18 protein-coding genes are annotated in these 20,195 nt (G+C 55.8%); 9 read left to right on the forward strand and 9 right to left on the reverse strand.

The window, feature by feature from the left end; all coding sequences use genetic code 11:
- Window positions 1–3: 3 nt before the first annotated feature.
- Window positions 4–1,344: a S41 family peptidase gene (locus AC2FH0_RS06055; protein ID WP_142636359.1), complete on the forward strand. Its 1,341-nt coding sequence runs from the start codon at window positions 4–6 to the stop codon at window positions 1,342–1,344.
- A 125-nt stretch (window positions 1,345–1,469) separates the two neighbouring features.
- Here the strand turns inward: AC2FH0_RS06055 and AC2FH0_RS06060 are convergent, their stop codons facing one another.
- The gene (locus tag AC2FH0_RS06060) at window positions 1,470–1,826 is read right to left on the reverse strand and encodes a VOC family protein (protein ID WP_142636355.1); all 357 of its coding nucleotides are present in this window, start codon (window positions 1,824–1,826) and stop codon (window positions 1,470–1,472) included.
- Window positions 1,827–1,959: 133 nt separating this feature from the next.
- Between AC2FH0_RS06060 and AC2FH0_RS06065 the strand changes: the two genes are divergently transcribed.
- Window positions 1,960–2,658, forward strand: a complete 699-nt coding sequence (locus tag AC2FH0_RS06065) for a helix-turn-helix transcriptional regulator (protein WP_496701850.1) — start codon at window positions 1,960–1,962, stop codon at window positions 2,656–2,658.
- Window positions 2,659–2,732: 74 nt separating this feature from the next.
- On the opposite strand, the gene AC2FH0_RS06070 is transcribed toward AC2FH0_RS06065, so the two are convergent.
- Together AC2FH0_RS06070 and AC2FH0_RS06075 are read right to left on the reverse strand one after the other, a co-directional pair.
- The gene (locus AC2FH0_RS06070; protein WP_496691587.1) at window positions 2,733–3,080 is read right to left on the reverse strand and encodes a hypothetical protein; all 348 of its coding nucleotides are present in this window, start codon (window positions 3,078–3,080) and stop codon (window positions 2,733–2,735) included.
- Window positions 3,081–3,090: 10 nt separating this feature from the next.
- Complete coding sequence (locus AC2FH0_RS06075) at window positions 3,091–3,852, reverse strand: DUF6478 family protein (RefSeq protein ID WP_496788833.1); 762 nt, start codon at window positions 3,850–3,852, stop codon at window positions 3,091–3,093.
- Window positions 3,853–4,098: 246 nt separating this feature from the next.
- Here AC2FH0_RS06075 and AC2FH0_RS06080 point away from each other — a divergent pair, with 246 nt between their 5' ends.
- From AC2FH0_RS06080 to AC2FH0_RS06095, 4 genes are read left to right on the forward strand one after another with little or no spacing between them, the layout of a single operon-like run.
- A complete protein-coding gene (locus tag AC2FH0_RS06080; protein WP_496788834.1) occupies window positions 4,099–7,197 on the forward strand; it encodes an ABC transporter transmembrane domain-containing protein in 3,099 nt (1,032 codons plus the stop codon).
- The gene (locus tag AC2FH0_RS06085) at window positions 7,190–8,086 is read left to right on the forward strand and encodes a CPBP family intramembrane glutamic endopeptidase (protein WP_496703213.1); all 897 of its coding nucleotides are present in this window, start codon (window positions 7,190–7,192) and stop codon (window positions 8,084–8,086) included. Before AC2FH0_RS06080 ends, AC2FH0_RS06085 begins: the two co-directional genes overlap by 8 nt.
- Before the next feature lie 59 nt (window positions 8,087–8,145).
- The gene (gene accD, locus AC2FH0_RS06090; RefSeq protein WP_496689318.1) at window positions 8,146–9,063 is read left to right on the forward strand and encodes an acetyl-CoA carboxylase, carboxyltransferase subunit beta; all 918 of its coding nucleotides are present in this window, start codon (window positions 8,146–8,148) and stop codon (window positions 9,061–9,063) included.
- Complete coding sequence (locus AC2FH0_RS06095; RefSeq protein ID WP_496788835.1) at window positions 9,060–10,334, forward strand: bifunctional folylpolyglutamate synthase/dihydrofolate synthase; 1,275 nt, start codon at window positions 9,060–9,062, stop codon at window positions 10,332–10,334. The genes accD and AC2FH0_RS06095 overlap by 4 nt, the downstream gene beginning before the upstream one ends.
- Before the next feature lie 59 nt (window positions 10,335–10,393).
- Here AC2FH0_RS06095 and zapE read toward each other — a convergent pair whose 3' ends face one another.
- Window positions 10,394–11,452 carry a cell division protein ZapE gene (zapE, locus tag AC2FH0_RS06100; RefSeq protein WP_496788837.1) on the reverse strand — a complete coding sequence of 353 codons (1,059 nt, stop codon included), beginning with the start codon at window positions 11,450–11,452 and terminating at the stop codon, window positions 10,394–10,396.
- 146 nt (window positions 11,453–11,598) lie between these two features.
- On the opposite strand from zapE, the gene AC2FH0_RS06105 reads away from it, so the two are divergent.
- Window positions 11,599–12,837 (forward strand): MFS transporter, encoded by a 1,239-nt coding sequence (locus AC2FH0_RS06105; RefSeq protein WP_496788839.1) that lies wholly within the window; start codon window positions 11,599–11,601, stop codon window positions 12,835–12,837.
- A 1-nt stretch (window position 12,838) separates the two neighbouring features.
- Here the strand turns inward: AC2FH0_RS06105 and AC2FH0_RS06110 are convergent, their stop codons facing one another.
- From AC2FH0_RS06110 to AC2FH0_RS06130, 5 genes are all read right to left on the reverse strand, one after another.
- A complete protein-coding gene (locus AC2FH0_RS06110) occupies window positions 12,839–13,459 on the reverse strand; it encodes an HAD family hydrolase (RefSeq protein WP_496788841.1) in 621 nt (206 codons plus the stop codon).
- Window positions 13,460–13,601: 142 nt separating this feature from the next.
- The gene (locus AC2FH0_RS06115; protein WP_281972917.1) at window positions 13,602–14,057 is read right to left on the reverse strand and encodes a YaiI/YqxD family protein; all 456 of its coding nucleotides are present in this window, start codon (window positions 14,055–14,057) and stop codon (window positions 13,602–13,604) included.
- Complete coding sequence (sthA, locus tag AC2FH0_RS06120; protein ID WP_142636327.1) at window positions 14,054–15,502, reverse strand: Si-specific NAD(P)(+) transhydrogenase; 1,449 nt, start codon at window positions 15,500–15,502, stop codon at window positions 14,054–14,056. Before sthA ends, AC2FH0_RS06115 begins: the two co-directional genes overlap by 4 nt.
- A 3-nt stretch (window positions 15,503–15,505) precedes the next feature.
- Complete coding sequence (fghA, locus tag AC2FH0_RS06125) at window positions 15,506–16,339, reverse strand: S-formylglutathione hydrolase (RefSeq protein ID WP_282027190.1); 834 nt, start codon at window positions 16,337–16,339, stop codon at window positions 15,506–15,508.
- Between the two features lie 103 nt (window positions 16,340–16,442).
- Window positions 16,443–17,372, reverse strand: coding sequence for an AEC family transporter (locus AC2FH0_RS06130; protein WP_142636323.1), 930 nt, complete (start codon window positions 17,370–17,372; stop codon window positions 16,443–16,445).
- A 193-nt stretch (window positions 17,373–17,565) separates the two neighbouring features.
- Between AC2FH0_RS06130 and AC2FH0_RS06135 the strand changes: the two genes are divergently transcribed.
- Together AC2FH0_RS06135 and AC2FH0_RS06140 are read left to right on the forward strand one after the other, a co-directional pair.
- Window positions 17,566–18,183, forward strand: a complete 618-nt coding sequence (locus tag AC2FH0_RS06135) for a TetR/AcrR family transcriptional regulator (protein ID WP_142636321.1) — start codon at window positions 17,566–17,568, stop codon at window positions 18,181–18,183.
- A gap of 368 nt (window positions 18,184–18,551) precedes the next feature.
- Entirely contained in the window at window positions 18,552–20,135 is a 1,584-nt protein-coding gene (locus tag AC2FH0_RS06140) for an ABC transporter substrate-binding protein (protein WP_496691598.1), read from the forward strand.
- Window positions 20,136–20,195: the final 60 nt, after the last annotated feature.

Raw genomic sequence — 20,195 nt, forward strand, 5'->3', positions numbered from 1 at the left:
AGTATGAAGAAATTTGTGATGGCCGGTTTGGCTGGAACTATAGCAGGCCTGATTGTTACGACGCAGATCGCCGGTCCGTTGCTTGCCCAAGAAGCCGAAAACAAGGCTAGTGTCTATGAACAGCTGGATCTGTTTGGCGATATTTTCGAACGCATCCGCGCGCAATATGTCGAAGAGGTTGAGCCCGAAGACCTGATTGAAGCGGCCATTGACGGTATGCTGACCTCGCTGGATCCGCATTCCAGCTATCTGTCGCCGGATGATGCCGAACAAATGCGGGTCCAGACCCGTGGCGAGTTTGGCGGTCTGGGTATCGAAGTCACGCAGGAAGAGGGCTTTGTCAAAGTTGTCTCGCCGATCGATGATACGCCTGCGGATGAGGCCGGGATCGAAGCCGGAGATTTCATCACCCATGTCGATGGCGAAAGCATACTGGGCCTGACCCTGGACAAAGCGGTCGATCTGATGCGCGGGCCGGTGGGCTCGGAAATCGTGATCACCGTTGTCCGCGAGGGTGAACAGGAACCTTTTGACGTGCCTATCATCCGCGACACAATCAAACTGACGGCAGTACGCGCGCGCACCGAAGGGACCAGTGTGGTTCTGCGTGTGACCACCTTTAACGACCAAACTTATCCCAACTTGCAGGAAGGCCTGGCCGAGCAGATCGAAGAGGCCGGAGGGATCGACAAGGTGAATGGTGTCGTTCTGGACCTGCGCAACAATCCCGGTGGTCTGCTGACACAGGCAATCAAGGTTTCGGACGCATTCCTAAACGAGGGTGAGATCGTATCAACCCGTGGCCGCGATCCAAGCGATGGTGAGCGTTTCAACGCAACTGTGGGTGATCTGGCAGAAGGAAAGCCGATTGTGGTACTGATCAATGGCGGGTCCGCCTCAGCATCCGAGATTGTAGCCGGCGCGCTGCAGGATCATCGCCGCGCAATTGTTGTGGGAACCAAAAGTTTCGGCAAAGGCTCGGTCCAGACTGTCATGCCACTGCGGAGCGATGGCGCGATGCGTTTGACCACGTCGCGCTACTACACGCCGTCGGGCCGGTCTATTCAGGCGCTTGGTGTCAGCCCCGACATCATCGTTGAACAGCCCCGCCCAGCCCCGGAGACCGAGGAAGAAGAGGCCAATGGGAACACCCGTTCCGAGGCTGATCTGCGTGGCAGTCTGAACAATGACAGCCTGAGCGAGGATGAAATCCGCCAGATCGAAGAAGATAGGGCCAAGGCCGAAGCCACCGCCGAATTGCGGGAAGAGGATTACCAGCTGGCCTATGCCATCGACATCCTCAAGGGGCTGTCAGCCTTCAACCCGGACGGGCCATCGCAATAAATAAACCGGGCCGCCTGACAGGCGGCCCTATTCCTGATGGGGCCGCTGCCGATCGAGGTAGGGTGGCTGATTAGAGCCCGATGCCGCCTATGTTGTCTCCCAACCAACGTCCGCTCTGTGAAAAGCTAGTCAGAAAAACACATCTTGTTTCCATCCAGGTCTCGAACGTATGCAGAGAACTTTGGCCCTCGTTGGTTGGGGGCCCCCTCACAATCACCCCCGAGATCTGTGGCTAAAGCGTGCAGCCTTCTGACTTCTGCTTCGCCACCAACGCAAAATCCAACCATCGTTCCATTACCGTTGGTGGCCGGCAACGTGTCGAAGGGTTTGGCCACGGCGAAGGCAAAATCCTTTCCAAGCCAGTAAGTCATTCTTTCTGAAGGCGACATGCTTTGGAGACCCGATTGCGAAAACAGTGTGTCGTAGAAGGTTCTTGCAGCTGCCATGTCATTCGTTCCGACAACAAAGTAATTCATTTTCATCGATTTAGCTCCTGCAAGTGAGTGGCCTGCGTCAGGCATTGGTTTCAGTGATCCAAGCTATATCGACTAATGTGCCATTTTATGTCTTATTTGATTCATGGCACGGGCTAATACACACAACAGACTGAGGCGATTGGAATTGCTTGCGGTTCAACTCAAGCAAGATGCCCATTGTACGGTTAGAGACTTGGCGCAACAGCATGGTGTCAGTATGCGCACGATAGCCCGCGACCTTGTGCTTATGCGGGACCAAGGCATGCAGATAGACGCTGATCGCGGTCGTGGAGGAGGTGTGCGCCTCGACCGCAACTGGGGCGTTGGTCGCATGAACCTGACATACGCTGAGGCGGTCGATCTGCTAATCAGCATTGCTGTCGCAGAGCAGATGAAATCACCAATGTTGCTTGCGAACTTGGCTTCGGTAAGGCGGCAGCTTGTGGCCTCGTTTTCACCCGAGAAACGCAACAAGGTGAACCAGCTCAAGTCCCGTATTATCATAGGCGTCACGGCTTCGACTTATGTTCAAGCCAGCGCGAGCGCCCCACCAAAAAGGATTGTGCAAGCGGTTCATCAGGCTTTCGTCGATCAGAAGGTCTTGGAGCTGCGATATCAAAGAGAAGACGGTGTTATTTCCAACCGGCAAATTGAGCCTCAGTATCTCTTGTTGAAGTATCCCATTTGGTACGTCGTTGCGATCGACCGTCTGAGAAACGAACCAAGGACATTTCGGTGCGACCGGATGCTTGGGGCCTCAATGGGCGAAATGCGCTTCAAGCTCCTGCCGAAAGAAAAATTTCAACCCTCATTGGTAATTGATGATTCTTCGATGTGATCGGGTCATGGCCAACCGTATGTGGACAATGACGCCTGAATTATAGGCACGCACTTCGTCCGCCCTTCTACCGCCTACTGAGACCGGCGAAAGACTCGTTTTAGCATATCAAGCTCTGCTCGCATCAGGTCCAGTTCGGCGCGCAGGTCATCGGCGGCGGCGTTTCCTGCAATGATCGAGAACCCGCCCAGTTTAAGCCCTGAAACGGAATCTGAGATTACAAAACTGTGGACCCCGTCAGACAGGGCCACATCAGGCACCTGTACACGAAGCTCCCATCCGGTGTCGGCTGGTGACAGGTGAACCTCATCCAGCGCGTCACCACGGTAGGACACGCTGATCTCGGGCTGCGTATCGGTCTGCAGGTGGCCCATCCAGGTACCATTTTCCAGGCCCAGAGATGTGAGTATCAGATCGGTCATGGCAGGGTTCTCATAAATCGGCGCGATGGTGACGACAGACGGTCAGGTCCTGCAACACTATCCGGTTCATCCAAGGATTATCCAGAATGATATCCAGCCAGACTTTGTCCATGCGGCGTTCATTCAGTGGTAAATGTGCAAGATCAAAATCCACGCTGTTTGAAGGACCAGTAGGATCAAGTTTGCGCAGAACCTGTTCGGCGTTTGGGCCGTGTCGAATATTGAGCCGCGCGAACAATTCCTGTGGGCGTTCGGCCTCAATATGGCAATCGACTCGAATCAGATGCTGCCGCGTCAGCCCTTGCACTGCCTCTTGTGGAAGCTCGATAGAGAGAGAGAGAAATGATCCCTCGAACCCGAAAACCTCGACCGCCAAGCTGAACGGTGACAGATCATGCTTGCGCGTGTTCCTGATCTGGCGCGTGCTGATTTCCTGGCGCGGACAGTCGTGAAACAGCGTTGCCTCATCGTTGATACGTGCCTTACGCGGGGCCGAGGCGACACCGGGGCGGGGCTGAGGATAGCGCCACAGCTCGGGCCTCCAGCTCCAGTCGGTGCCCAACGGTTTCGGGAAATGGGTTGATCCCGCCACAGGCCGTGTAAGGCGGCTGTTAGCCTGAAGGATCAGCGCATCCAGCTCGGATCGCAAGCGACGTGCATCATCACGCTGCAGCCGCAATTCAGAAAGCACAGCTTCGGGCGCTGCCCGGGCGTCCCGCTGCCAGCGCGTAAGTGCTTTGCGGTGAATATAGCGATCCAGTAGCTTGCCCATGATCCCAATCTATTGCTCCACACATCTTTTGTCGGATATCCACCCCAGGATAAAGCCGATTTGCATCATAGCGTCGGTAAATTACCGAAAATGTGAACACGCTTTTGGCTAGGCAGCAAAGTTGTGACCTGTTACGGAGGGCGCCGTTCTTGCAATCGACCCGGTCAGTGCGTACCGTCTGACACCTGATTGCAGTGGACCATCCGTTACAACCCTATAGCAATATTTCCGAGGCAAAGACGGGGCATGGAACCCACTCTATTCGCATTCATCTGGAAGCATTCCAAGAAACAGCAACTGGTATTGTTGCTGCTGACATTGTTTTCTTTTCCCTTCCTCTATGCATCATTGGAGCTGCCCAAGCAGATCATTAACGATGCGATTGGTGCACCAGGCAGCTCGGTAACTTTCTTAGGAGTTACGGTGACGCAGGTGCAGTATTTGTTGATTCTGTGTCTGGCCTTTCTGGCGACGGTCATCGCCAGCGGTCTGATGAAAATGCGGATCAACACGATGAAAGGTGTGTTGGCCGAACGCATGTTACGCCGACTGAGGTACACGCTGATCCACCGAACTCTGCGGTTCCCGAAATCCTATTTTGCCACCACCAGTCAGGGCGAGTTGGTGTCAATGATCACGTCCGAGGCTGAACCGATGGGCGGCCTGATGGGAGATGCGATCGCACAACCCGTATTCCAGTTTGGTCAGATGATGACCATTGTGACGTTTCTGTTCATGCAAAGCGTGTGGTTTGGTCTTGCAAGTATTGCGCTGATCCCGCTGCAGGCTTGGTTGATCCCAAAATTGCAGCGCCAGATCAACCTGTTGAACAAAGACCGAATCCAGGAAGTTAGACGCTTGAGCTCAGAAATCGGCGAAAGCGCAGCCGGGATCAGTGATCTGCGCACCAACGGAGGCTGGCGGCACAGATTGGCCCAGTTCAGCCATCGTTTGGGAACTTTGTTCGAGATCCGATTCAAGATCTATAACAAAAAGTTCTTCATGAAGTTTCTCAACAATCTGATCACTCAGATGACCCCGTTTCTGTTTTATTCGGTGGGCGGATACCTGGCGATCACGGGCGAGGTAACAGTGGGCGCGCTGGTGGCGGCACTGGGAGCATATAAGGATCTTAGCGGACCTTGGAAGGATCTGCTGACCTATTACAATCAGGTTCAGGACATGTCGTTGCGGTGGGAAATCGTGACCGAACGCTTCGCACCCGACAACATGGTGCCCGAAGAGCTGTTCGAGGGCGAGCCTGATTCCATTCCGCATCTGACTGGTGAGATCAAGCTGCAGAATATTACCGTTCGGGATAACGATGGGAAAACTGTTCTCGAGGATATAGACCTCGTCATACCCAAAGGGGCCCGCGTGGCCATCAAATCCTCGAATGCGGCCGAAAGAGGGGCATTGGCTCAGCTGCTGACCCGCGAATTGCTGCCGGTTCAGGGCGACGTCACGATTGCCGGCCATGACATCCAATCTTTGCACCAATCCGTCATCGCGGCGCGGATCGGATATGCCTATTCTCGACCATATCTGTTTGATGGGTCGATTGGGGACAACTTGATGATGCCCCTGAAAACACGCCCTCAGCATGAAGCCGACGCCGCCAGGGCCCCTAGCCGCCGCCAGATCGAGGCCGCGCGAGCGGGGAACTCGGTGGATTCGCTGTCAGATGAATGGATTGATCCCGGTCTGGCCGGGCTCAACAACACTGACGACATCCAGGATTGGTGGTTCAAGCTGGTCGAGGCGATGGGAACGGATGAATTCATGTTCCGCCGCACCCTGCGCAGCCAGTTGAATCCGGATCAGCATCCCGAGTTTGTGCAAAATATCATCGACCTCCGTGGCCCCATCCATGACAAGTTGGTGGAAAAAGATCTGGACCGCTTTGTCTACCGGTTCGATCCGGACAGGTTCAACCCAACTGTGCCTTTGGGCGGCAACCTTCTTTATGCAGCACCGTCGCAGGAAATCTCGCCGGACATTCTGGCCGGCGATAATCGGTTCATGCAGATGCTGCGTACACATGAGCTTGATGACGACGCGCTGAGTATCTCGAGCGCTGTTCTGGAAACGCTGAGCCATGCTTTTGGGCGGGACGGAACCGACCATCCGCTGTTCCTGCGCCTGGGTTTGAGCAAGGAAATGTTCCACCGGCTGCTGGCAATCGAAGACAAGCGCAAGGCAAAAGGAGTGGACGAGCTATCGCAGCGCGAACACGCCTTTCTTCTGACCGTTCCGTTCCTGCTGACCGCCGAACAGATTGGCCCTGATTTCCCGGATGAATACAAACAGAAGATTCTGAAAATCCGCACTGAACAGGGCGAAAGGTTACGTGGAAGCCTGCAGGAGATATTTGTACCGGTCACACCGGACACATACATCGCGCGTATGACGGTTATGGAAAATGCGCTTTTCGGGCGGGTGTCTGTGACGGCAGGAGCTCATGCTGACGAGATAGAGGATGTGGTTGCCGAAGTGATCAATGCCGCAGGTCTGCGCAGACAGGCAGCGGCCATCGTCTATGATCTGTCCGCAGGGCTGGGTGGGAACAATCTGACAACCGTCTTTCAGGAACGAATTGCCTTCTCGCGCGCCGGGATTAAACGGCCGGATTTGCTAATCCTGGATAAAGCGTTGGCCAGCCATGACTCTGAGAGCCGTTTACGCACCCGGTTGAAACTGCGCGAACTGCTGCCCGATTCCATCATGATTTTCATGGAGGACAGTTTCGCCCATCCCGAGGCCTATGATCTGTTTGTTGAAATCAAGGATGGCCGCATTGACGGTGTCTCGAAAACGCAGCTCGAACAAGAATCCGGCACCACCGCTGACCTCAGCCGCAAGCTGAAGATTATCTCGTCAACTCCGCTTTTTGCCAATATCGACGGTCGCAACCAGAGATTGCTGGCGTTTTCGGCGCAGTGGTATGATGCTGCCGCTGGTCAGGTCATTTTCTCTCGTGGGCAGGCGCCGGATGCGGCCTATCTGTGCATTTCGGGTCATGCGAAGCTGATGTGGCACGAAGAAGACGGTTCGACCCGGTCCATATCTGTCATTGAACCCGGGCGCCTGATCGGTGACCTGTCTGTTATCACCGGTGAGACCAGGCAGTTGGATCTTGTGGCAGGCGAAAACTGTTCATTCCTGCGGATTGGTGCAGTGGAACTGCGCGCGGTGATCGAAAGCGATGCAAGCGTTGCGGTTCAGTTGCTTGAAACAGTTGCCGGATACCTGACAACCATTTCGGAAAAGATCAACGCCACCAAAGCATCGACCTTGTTCTTCGATGATGAGGACCAGACCGAAAGTTCCCACCAGAATGTCTGAAATCCGCGCGCCCTCTTACGCCCCGCATGAGCAACTGGTCGCCGACGCACGCGACAAACCACAGCTGTGGCGTCTGCTGGCCGGCCTGGCAACGATCGTGGTCGTTGCAACCGTCTTCAATCTGATCCTGTTTGCAGTCGTAACCGTGGCCGGACCGCAGGAATGGGCCAGCGGGTTGATGAACGGCTCGACCCCGATCTCGATGGTGATCCTGCTGTCAAGCTTTGGGTTTGTCACATTTGGTGTGTGGACCGCAGCGCGACAGTTTCAGAAGCGGTCCCTGGGTTCTATTTTAGGGACTAGGGGCAAAGCGGCCAGACAGTTCTGGCTTGTGCTGCGCGCCCTGATGGTGCTTGGCGTGGTTATCGTAACCGTGCCGCACCTCATTATGGGCGCGCCGCTTGTTCAAAACCTGTCCTTTTCGGTTTGGCTGGTATTCCTGCCTCTGTCGCTATTGGCTGTGTTTGTCCAAATCAGTGCGGAGGAGCTGCTTTTCCGCGGATATATGCAGCAAAGCCTGGCGGCGCGATTCCGTTCTCCGATCATCTGGATGGGGGTACCGTCGCTTCTATTCGCGGTGGGGCACTATTCGCCCGATGCGGCGGGCGGCAATGCAGAGTTGCTGGTGCTGTGGACTGGTCTGTTTGGACTTTTGGCTGCGGATTTGACCGCGCGGGCGGGAACCCTGGGCCCGGCCATAGCGCTGCATTTTTTCAACAATGTCATAGCGCTCTTGTTTGTCTCGCTACCTGACACCCTCAGCGGTCTTGCCTTATTTGTACTGCCCTTTGATATGACCGATACTCTGACATTGCGGCAATGGTTATATGTGGATTTTGCCGTGATGATTGTCAGCTGGTTTATCGCGCGCCTTGCGCTCAGGCGCTGATTGCAATTCTTTCCGTAGCGTCTTATGTGACGTCAACGCCGTACTAGCAAGGTTCCGACATGAACTGGATCACAAACTACGTCCGTCCCCGGATTAATTCGATCTTCTCACGCCGGGAAGTCCCCGAAAACCTTTGGCACAAGTGTGACGAATGCGGCACGATGCTGTTCCACCGCGAATTGGCGGAAAACCAGAATGTCTGCACCCAATGTGATCATCATATGGCGATCACACCGCGCGACCGGTTCGGGCACCTGTTTGACGGTGGTATATTTACCGAGGTCGATGTTCCCGCTCCCAAAGATGATCCGCTACAGTTCCGGGACCAGAAGAGATACCCCGACCGGATGAAAGCAGCGCAGAAGAAAACTGGCGAGCAAGAGGCGATGCTGGTCGCCAAAGGTGATATCGGACGTACGCCGGTCGTGGCAGCGGCCCAGGATTTCTCGTTCATGGGCGGCTCGATGGGTATGTATGTCGGCAATGCCATCATTGCGGCCGCGCAAGAGGCAGTGAAGTTGAAACGCCCGCTAATCCTGTTCTCGGCAGCGGGTGGCGCGCGAATGCAGGAAGGCATCCTGAGCTTGATGCAGATGCCGCGAACCACCGTGGCGGTTGAGATGCTGAAAGAGGCAAAACTGCCCTATATCGTTGTACTCACCCATCCTACCACCGGAGGCGTGACCGCTTCTTATGCGATGCTGGGCGACGTCCATATCTCGGAACCCAATGCGCTAATCTGCTTTGCAGGCCCGCGCGTGATCGAACAGACCATTCGGGAAAAGCTGCCCGAAGGATTTCAGCGCGCAGAATACTTGCTGGACCACGGAATGCTGGACCGGGTAACGAAGCGTACCGAAATGCGTGACGAATTGATCACGATTACCCGCATGCTGATGAATCAGCCTCCTGCGGTCAAAGGTGATTTGCCCGCGCCCACCCCCGAAGCCCCAGAGAAAGACGCGGATCAGGAATGACTTCGCCATCGTCAGACGTCATCCTTGATCGGATGATGGCGCTGCATCCCAAGATCATTGACCTGACGCTGGATCGGGTGTGGCGTTTGCTTGCCGCACTGGAAAGCCCTCAGACCAAATTGCCTCCGGTCGTTCATATCGCAGGGACAAATGGCAAGGGGTCTACGCAGGCTATGATCCGCGCCGGTATGGAAGGGGCGGGGAAAACGGTTCACGCCTATACCTCTCCGCATCTTGCCCGGTTTCACGAGCGTATTCGGCTGGCAGGTGAGTTGATTTCGGAAGCCGAACTGACAAACGTCCTTGATGAGTGCTATGCCGCCAATGGTGGTGAGAAAATCACCTATTTCGAGATTACGACCTGTGCGTCCCTCCTGGCCTTTGCCCGCAAACAGGCTGATTATACCTTGCTTGAGGTCGGCCTTGGCGGGCGCCTGGATGCAACAAACGTGGTGCACGAACCCGCCGTGACGGTTATCACGCCGGTTTCCATCGACCATGAACAGTTTCTAGGCGACACGTTGGGCAAGATCGCTGCCGAAAAAGCCGGGATCATCAAGCCGGGCGTCCCTTGTATCGTCGGCCCACAGCAGGACGAAGCGCTTGAGGTCATCGAATATACAGCGGCCCGTCTGGGTGCCCCATTGCTGGTACACGGTCAGCACTGGCATGTGACCGAGGAAAACGGACGTCTTGTGTATCAGGACGAAATCGGGCTGCGGGATCTGCCGCTGCCCAATTTGCTTGGCGCACATCAAATTCAGAATGCGGGTGCGGCAATAGCGGTATTGCGCCATCTCGAACTTGGTGATCAGGCCTATGAGGCCGCCGTTACCAAGGCCGAGTGGCCAGCACGGATGCAGCGTCTGAAATCCGGCCCGCTTGTTGAACAGGCCGCACAGGCCGAGCTGTGGCTGGATGGTGGACACAATGCCGCCGCGGGAATTGCGCTTGCTGAAGTGCTGAGAAAATTACCGCAATCTCCGACACATTTGATCTGCGGAATGCTCAACACCAAAGATGTCGCTGGCTATCTTGCACCGCTTGCCACGCAGGCTCAAAGCCTGACCGCAGTGTCGATACCGGGTGAGGCCGCGACGCTTAGCGCTGAAGATACGGCGCAGGCTGCTGACCAGGTTGGCATGAAAGCCGACACAGCAGAGAGTGTATCCGCGGCCCTGCAGAAAATCACAGACCAAGACCCTCAGGCCCGTATCCTGATTTGCGGATCACTCTATTTGGCGGGCAACATCCTACGCGAAAACGGATAGGTCTTCACCCGGCGGAAATACCCTGGGGGAGGCGCGCAAAACGTGACAGGGCAGCGCCCCTATGCCCCCCAATCCTCAGCCTGCATCTCGCGCAGTCGCGAGGCAGTGCGTTCGAACTCGAACGTCCCTTCACCCTCGACATACAACATCTCGGGCTCTGCTGCCGCCGAACAGATCAGGCGAACCCGCGCCTCATACAAGGCGTCAATCAACGTCACAAAGCGCTTGGCCTCATTGAAATTATTCCGGGAAAGGCGCGGGATGTCCTCCAGAACCAGAACTTTGACTGCCTCGGCAACGGCCAGATAATCTGCAGGGCCCAGCATCCGTCCGCACAGGTCATAAAAGCTTGCTCGGGCTATCCCGTTCCGAAAGGCCGGCAATTCGACAGCACGGCCATTCACCTGCAACATCAGCGGTTCCGCCGCACCGCCCGCGAGATCGTTCCAGACGGATCGGATATTCTGTCGAGCCTCGGGGCCGATCGGCGTGAAATAGACTGGCGCACCTTCAAGACGGTTCTGTCGGTAATCAGTGGGCGAGACCAGTTCCCATATCTGAAGTTGTTCCTTGATATGCGCGATGAATGGCAAAAAGAGCTGGCGGTTCAAGCCGTTCTTGTACAATTCGTCCGGGTGCCGGTTGGATGTGGTGATGACCACGACCCCGCCAGCATGCAAAAGATCAAACAACCGCCCGACGATCATCGCATCGGTGATATCGGTGATCTGCATCTCGTCAAATGCCAGCAGTTTTACGGATTTGACAACCGAGTCCGCGACCGGTGCAAGCGCATCCTCAACTCCGTCCTTACGAGCTTTGTGCATCCCCGCGTGGATTTCCTGCATGAAAGCATGAAAATGGACGCGACGGGCGGGGATGTCGCCAAGCGCGTCGACAAACATATCCATCAACATCGACTTGCCACGACCAACTCCGCCCCACAGATAAAGTCCCTGGGGCGGCGGGGGTGCTTTGCGAAAGAAACCACGCTTGACCGGGGTAGCCAAGGCCGCGCGAATGCCTTCGAAATGCGGAAGGACAGCCTCTTGCGCATCGTCCCGCGTCAAAGTGCCATCGGCGATGCGTGCCTCGTAAAGCGATATCAAATCTGACATATCCCGAGGGATACCTTCACCTCAGGGCGTTGAAAAGAAGGCATTTGGAAGATGCATCAATTTTGCTTATCCGCGGCGTCAAAACTCCTGAATTGACCACGGTACAAATTTGCGTACCGTCGCGGCTCTGCCATCCCGAGGATTCAATGCCCCAACACGCGCGCCTGCTAAACCCGATCTTGATCGTCGGCTGTATAATTATCGCCGTCAGTTTTGCCGTGCGGGCATCCTTTGGCGTATTCCAGATCCCTATTGCGACTGAATTCGGCTGGCTGCGCTCCGATTTTTCGATGGCGATTGCGATCCAGAACCTCGCTTGGGGAATTGGACAACCCATTTTTGCCGCCATCGCCGAGAAGGTGGGGGATCGCCGTGCGATTGTGCTCGGGGCATTGACCTATGCAGCGGGCATGGTGTTGTCGGCTTGGTCCGTTACCCCGTTCGAGCATCAGATGTACGCCTGGCTTGTGGGCTTTGGGATTGCCGGCACGGGGTTTGGTGTCGTGCTTGCCGTAGTTGGACGGGCGTCCTCTGATCATAACCGCTCTATGTCTCTGGCCGTCGTGACAGCGGCAGGAAGCTTTGGCCAGGTTTTGGGTGCTCCAACGGCGGAATGGCTTTTGTCTTTTATGCCCTGGCAACAGGTTTTCATCGTGTTTGCCGTTGCCATCCTGGCACTGGTCTTGACTCTGCCCTTCATGCGCGCGCCCCAAGCCGCAACCAAAGCCGAAATCGAAGAGAACATGGGCCAGATTCTGGGTAAGGCCTTCCGGGACCCGTCTTATACCCTGATTTTCCTGGGATTTTTCAGCTGTGGTTATCAGCTTGGCTTTATCACAGCGCATTTTCCCGCTTTCGTTACCGAAATGTGCGGCCCGATTCAGCCGGGTGGAATACTGCATTCCATTGGTATAACGACAACTTCCGCATTAGGGGCTGTGTCGATTTCATTGATCGGGTTGGCCAATATCGGAGGGACATTGCTGGCGGGGTGGGCCGGAATGCACTTTCCCAAGAAATACCTTCTGGCCTCTATTTATGCCGCCCGCACGCTTACAGCGGCGGCTTTCATAATCCTGCCAATCACGCCAATCACGGTCGTTGTATTCTCATTGGTCATGGGTTCGCTCTGGCTGGCAACGGTTCCACTGACCTCGGGGCTTGTCGCACATTTGTACGGGTTGCGCTACATGGGTACGCTTTACGGCATCATCTTCTTCAGCCATCAGGTCGGCAGTTTTCTTGGCGTCTGGCTAGGCGGCCGCATGTATGACCAGTACGGAGATTACACCTTTGTCTGGTGGGTCGGCGTGGCCATCGGCGCCTTCAGCGCCATCGTTCACCTTCCCATCCGCGAGAACCGCGCACAACCCGTCGCGGCCTGATCTATCGCGCTTCTTCGCGGGTCAAAAGCCCCTCAGCCACCAACCGGTCTGCCCATCCTTGCGGGCCCTCAAAATGATGCGTTTGCCAGCCTCGCGCCTGCGCCGTTTCGATATTGTCGATCCGGTCGTCGGTGAACAACAACGTCTCGGGCGCCAGACCACAATCGGCTTCGACCATCTCGTAAATCGGGACATGCGGTTTCACGGTCTGCATGCGACCCGAAACATATTGCCGGTCAAACTCGTTGAGGAACGGATAGGCCGTGGTGGCATAGTCAAAATTCTGCACACCGAAATTTGTCAGCGCAAAGACCGAGATGCCTTTGGCGCGCAACGCACGTTGCAGCCGTACCGAGTGGGGAATTTCTGGCGTGGCCAATTCGATCCATTTGTCGTGCCACATCCGGATTTCATCCCGCCATTGGGGATATTTATCAGCCCAGCCATAGATAGTGTCAGTGAAATGTTGCCCCTGATCAACCAGATCGTTCATTCCATGCAGGTCAACCTCGGCAAACATGGCCCGGCGACGGTCTTCACCAATAACCGCGTCGTAGTACCGTTCTGGCTGCCATTCTATCAGGACATTCCCGATGTCGAAAACCACCGCTTCTATTGGCATGAACAATCCTTCTTAGAATCTCTGCTGGGGCTGACTGAATCAATCCTTGCTGCGCTTTTCAAGACAGGAACTGCAGCGCGCAGCGCTGCCCGGCCCAACCGGAGGGGACGCATCTCTGATGCGTCTGTGACGGGCGGGAGGGTCACGCCCTTAGTGCCGCCCGCAATTCCCGTTCCAACGCATCCAAAAACCGGGACCTATCGGCCTTGCCAAAAGGCTTGCCACCGCCCCCGGCGCCCAGAGGGTTTGCCGAACGCAGGTCTGCCATCAGGTCGCGCATCGCCAGTTGCTGACCAATATTGGCGGCGGTAAAGGCCTCGCCGTTGTGACGTAATACACGCGCACCTGCTTCAACACATTTCGCGGCTAAAGGAATGTCTGAGGTCACAACCACGTCCCCTGTACCACAACGCTCTGCGATCCATTTATCGGCCTCATCCGCACCTGCGGACACGATCACAACCTGTACCAGAGGATTGGCCGAAGGCCTCAGGCCACCGTTCGAAACCAGAGCCATCGGAATCTTATGTCGGGTCGCTACACGCTCGGCCTCGGCCTTCACTGGACAGGCATCTGCGTCTATGTACAGGGTTGTCACGCTTTCTTTGCCTGTTTCTCGGCAGGCTTCTTCTTGACCTTGAATTCCTCGGGGATGGGCATCCGGTTGAACGCATCCAGACCAGCGATCTTATAAGCCTCGGCCAAGGTCGGGTAGTTGAATGTGTTTTGAACGAAATAATCCACTGTGCCTTTCAGGTTCAATACAGCCTGTGCGATATGGATCAGCTCAGTCGCGCCTTCGCCTACGATCTGCACACCAAGAACCCGGCGGGTTTTCAGCGAAAACAGCATCTTCAACATGCCATGTTCCAACCCCATGATATGCCCGCGAGAAGTTTCGCGGAATCGCGCGACGCCGACCTCGTAAGGGATATCGCGCTCCTGTAGCTCCTCTTCGGACATGCCGCAGGTGGATATCTCGGGCACCGAATAGATGCCGTAAGGGTACCAGGGGCTTTCCGGAAGGGTCGGGGTCTCCAACGCATGACATGCCGCCACGCGCCCCTGCTGCAGCGAGGTTGATGCCAGCGAGGGATGTCCGATTACATCTCCGGTCGCATAGATATGCGGTACCGCTGTCTGATAGGTCTTGCGATCGACCTCAATCCGGTTGCGGTGATCGGTTGTCAGCCCGACCGCATCCAGATTCAAGGCCGAGGTCGCGCCCATCCGCCCGGCGGCAAACAGCAACATCTCGGCCCGGACATGCCGTCCATTCTCGAGCGTCACTTCTACGTGGCTACCTCCATCTTCGATCTTTTCAACGGCAGAGCCCAGCCGCAAATCCACGCCGTTTTCGCGGATTTGGTGGGTAAAGTCGTGGATCAGCCGGCTGTCGATGAAATCCAGAAACGTCTCGCGGGGTTCAATCAGGGTGACACGTACATCAAGCGCGGAAAACATCGTGGCATATTCAACACCGATTACACCGGCCCCGATCACGCATAGCGAGCGCGGTATCTCGGCCATCTCCAGAAAATCATCGCCATCGACGATGGTCTTCCCGTTGAAGGGCACATAATCGGGACGATAGGTCTTGGTACCGGTGGCGATCAGGAACTTTGCGGCGGACAGACGTGTGGTTTCGCCTGCGTCGGTTGCAACCTCAATCTCGTGGGGACCGACAAATCTTGCCAGACCATTTAAGGTTTCCACGTGGTTCCGGTTGAACTGATGTTCCAGCACATCGACCTCATGGTCCAGCGTCATGTGCAGCCGAGCCTTGAGGTCTTCGGCCCGGATCTGATCCTTTACCCGGTACGAGCGCCCGTAAAAGCTGCGCTCGCGCCAGCCAGACAGGTTCAGCACTGTCTCGCGGAGGGTTTTTGACGGGATGGTCCCGGTATGGACCGAGACCCCACCCAACCGATCCTTGCGGTCGATAACCAGCACCCGGCGTTTCAACTTGCCTGCCTGAATCGCCGCCGAACGACCGGAAGGGCCGGACCCGACAATGATCAGGTCATAGTCGTATTTGCTCATGCCTCAGTCTCCATACAGTGCTTCGGCGTGGAAAGTGATGTGGTCTTCCATGAAGGTCGACACAAAGAAGTAAGAATGGTCATAGCCGGGCTGCAGACGGAAAACTGCCTGTTGGCGACGTTCGGCTATCGCCTGGGCCAGCGCCTCGGGGCGCAACAGGTCGATGAACTGGTCATTGTCGCCGGTGTCGATCAGGACAGGGCCGTCGAAACCGGTTTTCTTCATCATCAGCGATGCGTCGTGCTTGGCCCATTGGGCCGCGTCATCGCCCAGATATGCCTTCAGTTGTTTGCGGCCCCAATCGGCGCTTGTTGGGTTTGAAATCGGTGCAAATGCCGAAACCGATCGGAACCGACCCGGTAGGTTCATTGCCAATGTCAGGGCGCCATGGCCGCCCATGGAATGGCCGGTAATGGCCTGGCGGTCTGCGTCGATTGCAAAGGTTTCAACCAGAAGAGCGGGCAATTCCTCGGCCACATAGTCCCACATGTTGAAGTGCGGTGCCCAGGGTGATTGCGTGGCATTCACATAAAACCCCGCGCCCTGGCCCAGATCGTAGTCCTCGTGATCGGCAACGCCTTCGCCGCGCGGGGATGTGTCAGGGAAAACAAGGGCGATACCCTGTTCCGCGGCCCAGGCCTGCGCCCCGGCCTTGGTCATGGCGTTTTCATGGGTACAGGTCAGACCAGACAGATACCATAGAACCGGAACCGGGCCGTCCTTTGCCTCGGCGGGCAGGAACAGTCCAAAAGTCATGTCGCATTGGCAGGCAGCCGAGGCGTGGCGATAGACGCCCTGGACGCCTCCGAAACAAGCGTTTTCCGAAAGGGTTTCCATTTGGTTCCGTCCTTACGTTAGGTTCGCGCCATGGCTATCGTTACTCGGTCCGTGCGTAAAGTCTGTGTTCCTGCGGCCAGCGAGTATTTTCCCTATCTGTGGCTTAGAATGTTCCGGCTATGGCAATCACCAGTGGCAGTGTCAGGATGCTGACCACGGTAGACAAGAGAATTGCGGCCGAAGCCCGATGGGGTGCGACCCCGTAATAGGCCGCCAGCATATAGACATTCCCAGCGACCGGCAGTGCTGCCGCTGCAATGGCAACCGAAGCCGAGAAGCTTTCCGCCGGGATCAGCCAGATTACGAAGACAGCAACGCAGAGCGGATGAATGATCAGCTTGCAAAAACTCAGCCAGGCAGCGATCTGAACACGCTCGGCGGATTTGCTGGCGAGCGATGCCCCTATCGCAAACAAGGCTCCCGGAGTGGCTGCCCCGCCCAGGATTGTCAGAAAATCGTTCAGTGGAACGGGCACGGGAATTTGGAAGGCTGACCACAAAAGCCCCGCTGAAATAGATACGATCATCGGGTTTTTGAGCAAACCGAGGCCAATCAACCGAAATGTTGCCGGCGTCAGCCGCCCATCGCGTCCGGCATTGATCAAAATCACGATCAGCGAGGAAAACACCACAAGGTCGACAGTCAATACCAGCATGACCGGGCCGATTGCTGCTTCGGTGAACAAAAGCGCAAGCATCGGCAGCCCCAGAAAGCCGACATTGCCGATCGCAGCGCATTGGGCCTCGACGGCAGAGGTTGGTATGTCAAGGCCGCGCATCCACGCGATCAGACTGGCCAGAGCATAAACCGTAAGCGTTCCCAGCAGATAGCCCGCGACCAATCTGCCGTCGAATATCTCGGCAAAGGGCAGGGTGGCGGCAAAGCGGAACAACATTGCCGAAAGTGCGAAATAGAACACGAATTTCGTCAGATAGGCCGTGGCTTCTTCCGAGAAGAACCGACTGCGCCCAGCCCAATACCCCAGGCCGATAATCGCAAAGAACGGCAGCGTACGCAGAAAAATATCAGCCATGGCCAGAGTGTTAGCACGGTTTTCTCTGGCGGCAACCCCTGGCCAATCAGGCCCCGCCGAACGAACTACGCGGACTGACCTAACGGAAAAATTACCATAATCCCGCCTGCCCATGGCCGAAATCCTATGCGAATCGTTGTATCTGAACTGATCAGTTTATAGATTCGACGAATCCACCCCTGAAGGAGAGCGCATGTCCGAAGCAACTGCCATTTTGCGAACAGGCCGAAAATTTGATCAGGTCCTGCAAGGAGCCCGATCGGTGTTCATGGCAGATGGTTTCGAAGGAGCTAGCGTAGATGACATTGCGCGCGCGGCGGGTGTTTCCAAGGCGACTTTGTACAGCTATTTCCCGGATAAGCGTCTTCTTTTCATGGAGGTCGCTCAGAACGAATGCTGCCGTATGGCCGAGAATGTCGTTTCGATGGTTGACGATACAAAACCTGCACGCGAGGTGCTGACCATCGCTGCGACCCAGCTGGCCGCATTTCTGGTGTCGGATTTTGCGCAGCAGGTGTTCCGCATCTGCGTGGCCGAGCAAGATCGGTTCCCCGAACTTGGCCGCGCCTTCTATGAGGCGGGGCCGCAAAATGGCACCCGGCAACTTGCAGAATATCTGCAAAAAGCGGTGAATAAAGGCGAATTGGTTATCGAGGACCTTCAATTTGCCGCTGAACAGTTTTCGGAATTGTGCAAGGTCCGCCTTTGGCCCCGATCCACATTCGGCATTCAAAGCAGCTTTTCAGAGGCTGAGATTGAAGAGGTCGCGCTGCAGGCTGTCGACATGTTCATGGCCCGTTACGGCGCCTGACATTTGGGTCGGATCGACTCGATTCAAGATATGGATGTGGAGGTCGATCCCTGAAGCCCGCGGCATTTAGGATTGATGGCATTCAAGAGTTCGGACGCTCCTGCCCGGTGGCTTCGCCACTGCTTGGCTCTAATCGCCAAAGAACCGAAATCAGTTAGAAAACAGGCCCGACCAGGCAAATCATAACGCTGTACCTGCCCTCTTTTTTACTTCCTGATCGCTGGGCGGTGAACTCAGTTGACAATGGATTTTGTATTTTGGATACATTGGGCAGGGATTTCGCGGCGGTGACAGTCATCAAAGATTGTTCTGACTAGAAATTAGAACAACGCGAAAATCTGAAGAAAAAACATTTCTGGGAGAAACTCATGAAACTTAGATTGATGGCCGCAACTGCAGCGATTGCGTTGTCCAGTGCTGCGGCCCAAGCAAATACTTTGGTATATTGCTCGGAAGGATCACCCGAAGGCTTTGACCCGGCGCTATTTACCGCAGGGACAACCTTTGATGCCTCGTCACACCCGATTTACAACCGTCTGCTCGAGTTTGAGACCGGTACGACCAATGTTATCCCCGGTCTGGCGGAAAGCGTTGAGGCCAGCGATGATGGTCTGGAATATACCTTCAAATTGCGTCAGGGCGTCAAATTCCATTCGAATGACGAATTCACGCCGACGCGTGATTTCAATGCTGATGACGTGATCTTCTCGTTCATGCGCCAGAAGGATGAAGGCCATGCCTATAATCAGGTATCTGGTGGTACCTGGGAATATTTCCAGGGCATGGGTATGCCGGACCTGGTCGAGTCGATTGAAAAAGTCGACGACTACACAGTGAAGTTCACCCTGTCCAAGCCTGAAGCGCCTTTTGTGGCCAACATGGCGATGGACTTCGCCTCGATCCTGTCTGCGGAATATGCGGATGCGATGATGGCCGCGGGTACGCCTGAGAATCTGAACACAGCACCGATCGGGACTGGTCCGTTCTCGTTTGTAGCCTACCAGAAAGACGCAGTGATCCGCTATGCGCAGAATGCCGACTACTGGAAGGCCCCTGCGGATGTGGAGAACCTGATCTTCGCGATCACGCCGGATGCATCGGTTCGCTATCAAAAGCTGAAAGCGGGCGAATGTCATATCATGCCTTATCCGAACCCGGCCGACATTCAAGCGATGCAGGACGATGCAGATATCAACATGTTGGAGCAGGAAGGCCTGAACGTCGGCTACCTCGCCTACAACACCACCATGGCACCGTTCGACAATCCGAAGGTCCGCAAGGCGCTGAACATGGCGATCGACAAGAATGCGATCATCGACGTCGTGTTCCAGGGCTCGGGCCAAGTTGCCAAGAACCCGATCCCGCCAACCATGTGGGGCTATAACGACGCCATCACCGATGACGCGTATGATCCCGAAGCGGCCAAGGCGATGCTGGAAGCCGAAGGCGTATCCGACCTGTCGATGAAGGTTTGGGCTATGCCGGTACAGCGTCCCTATAACCCGAATGCACGCCGTATGGCCGAGCTGATCCAAGCGGATTTTGCCAAGGTTGGTGTCGACGTCGAAATCGTGTCCTATGAATGGGGTGAATACCTGTCGCGTTCGAAAGATCTGGACCGTGACGGAGCCGTTCTGCTGGGTTGGACCGGTGACAATGGCGATCCAGACAACTTCTTGGCGGTTCTGCTGGGTTGTGACGGACGCGAAGCCTCGAACCGGGCGCAGTGGTGCCACGAGCCCTTCGAAGAGCTGATCCTCAAGGCCAAGCAGTCCACTGATCAGGCCGAACGCACCAAGCTGTACGAAGACGCTCAGGTGGTCTTCAAAGAGCAGGCGCCTTGGGCAACGATCGCACACTCGGTGGTCTTTATGCCGATGCGCAACGAAGTGCAGGGCTATAAAGTGCACCCGCTGGGCGGCCACATCTTCTACGGTGTGAGCGTCGAATAATTCATCACTTACCGACCGGAGCCGCCCGCGTGGCGGCTCCGGTTTCTTATTGGAGGTCGG

The sequence above is a fragment of the Ruegeria sp. CDSC051 genome (assembly GCF_059610665.1).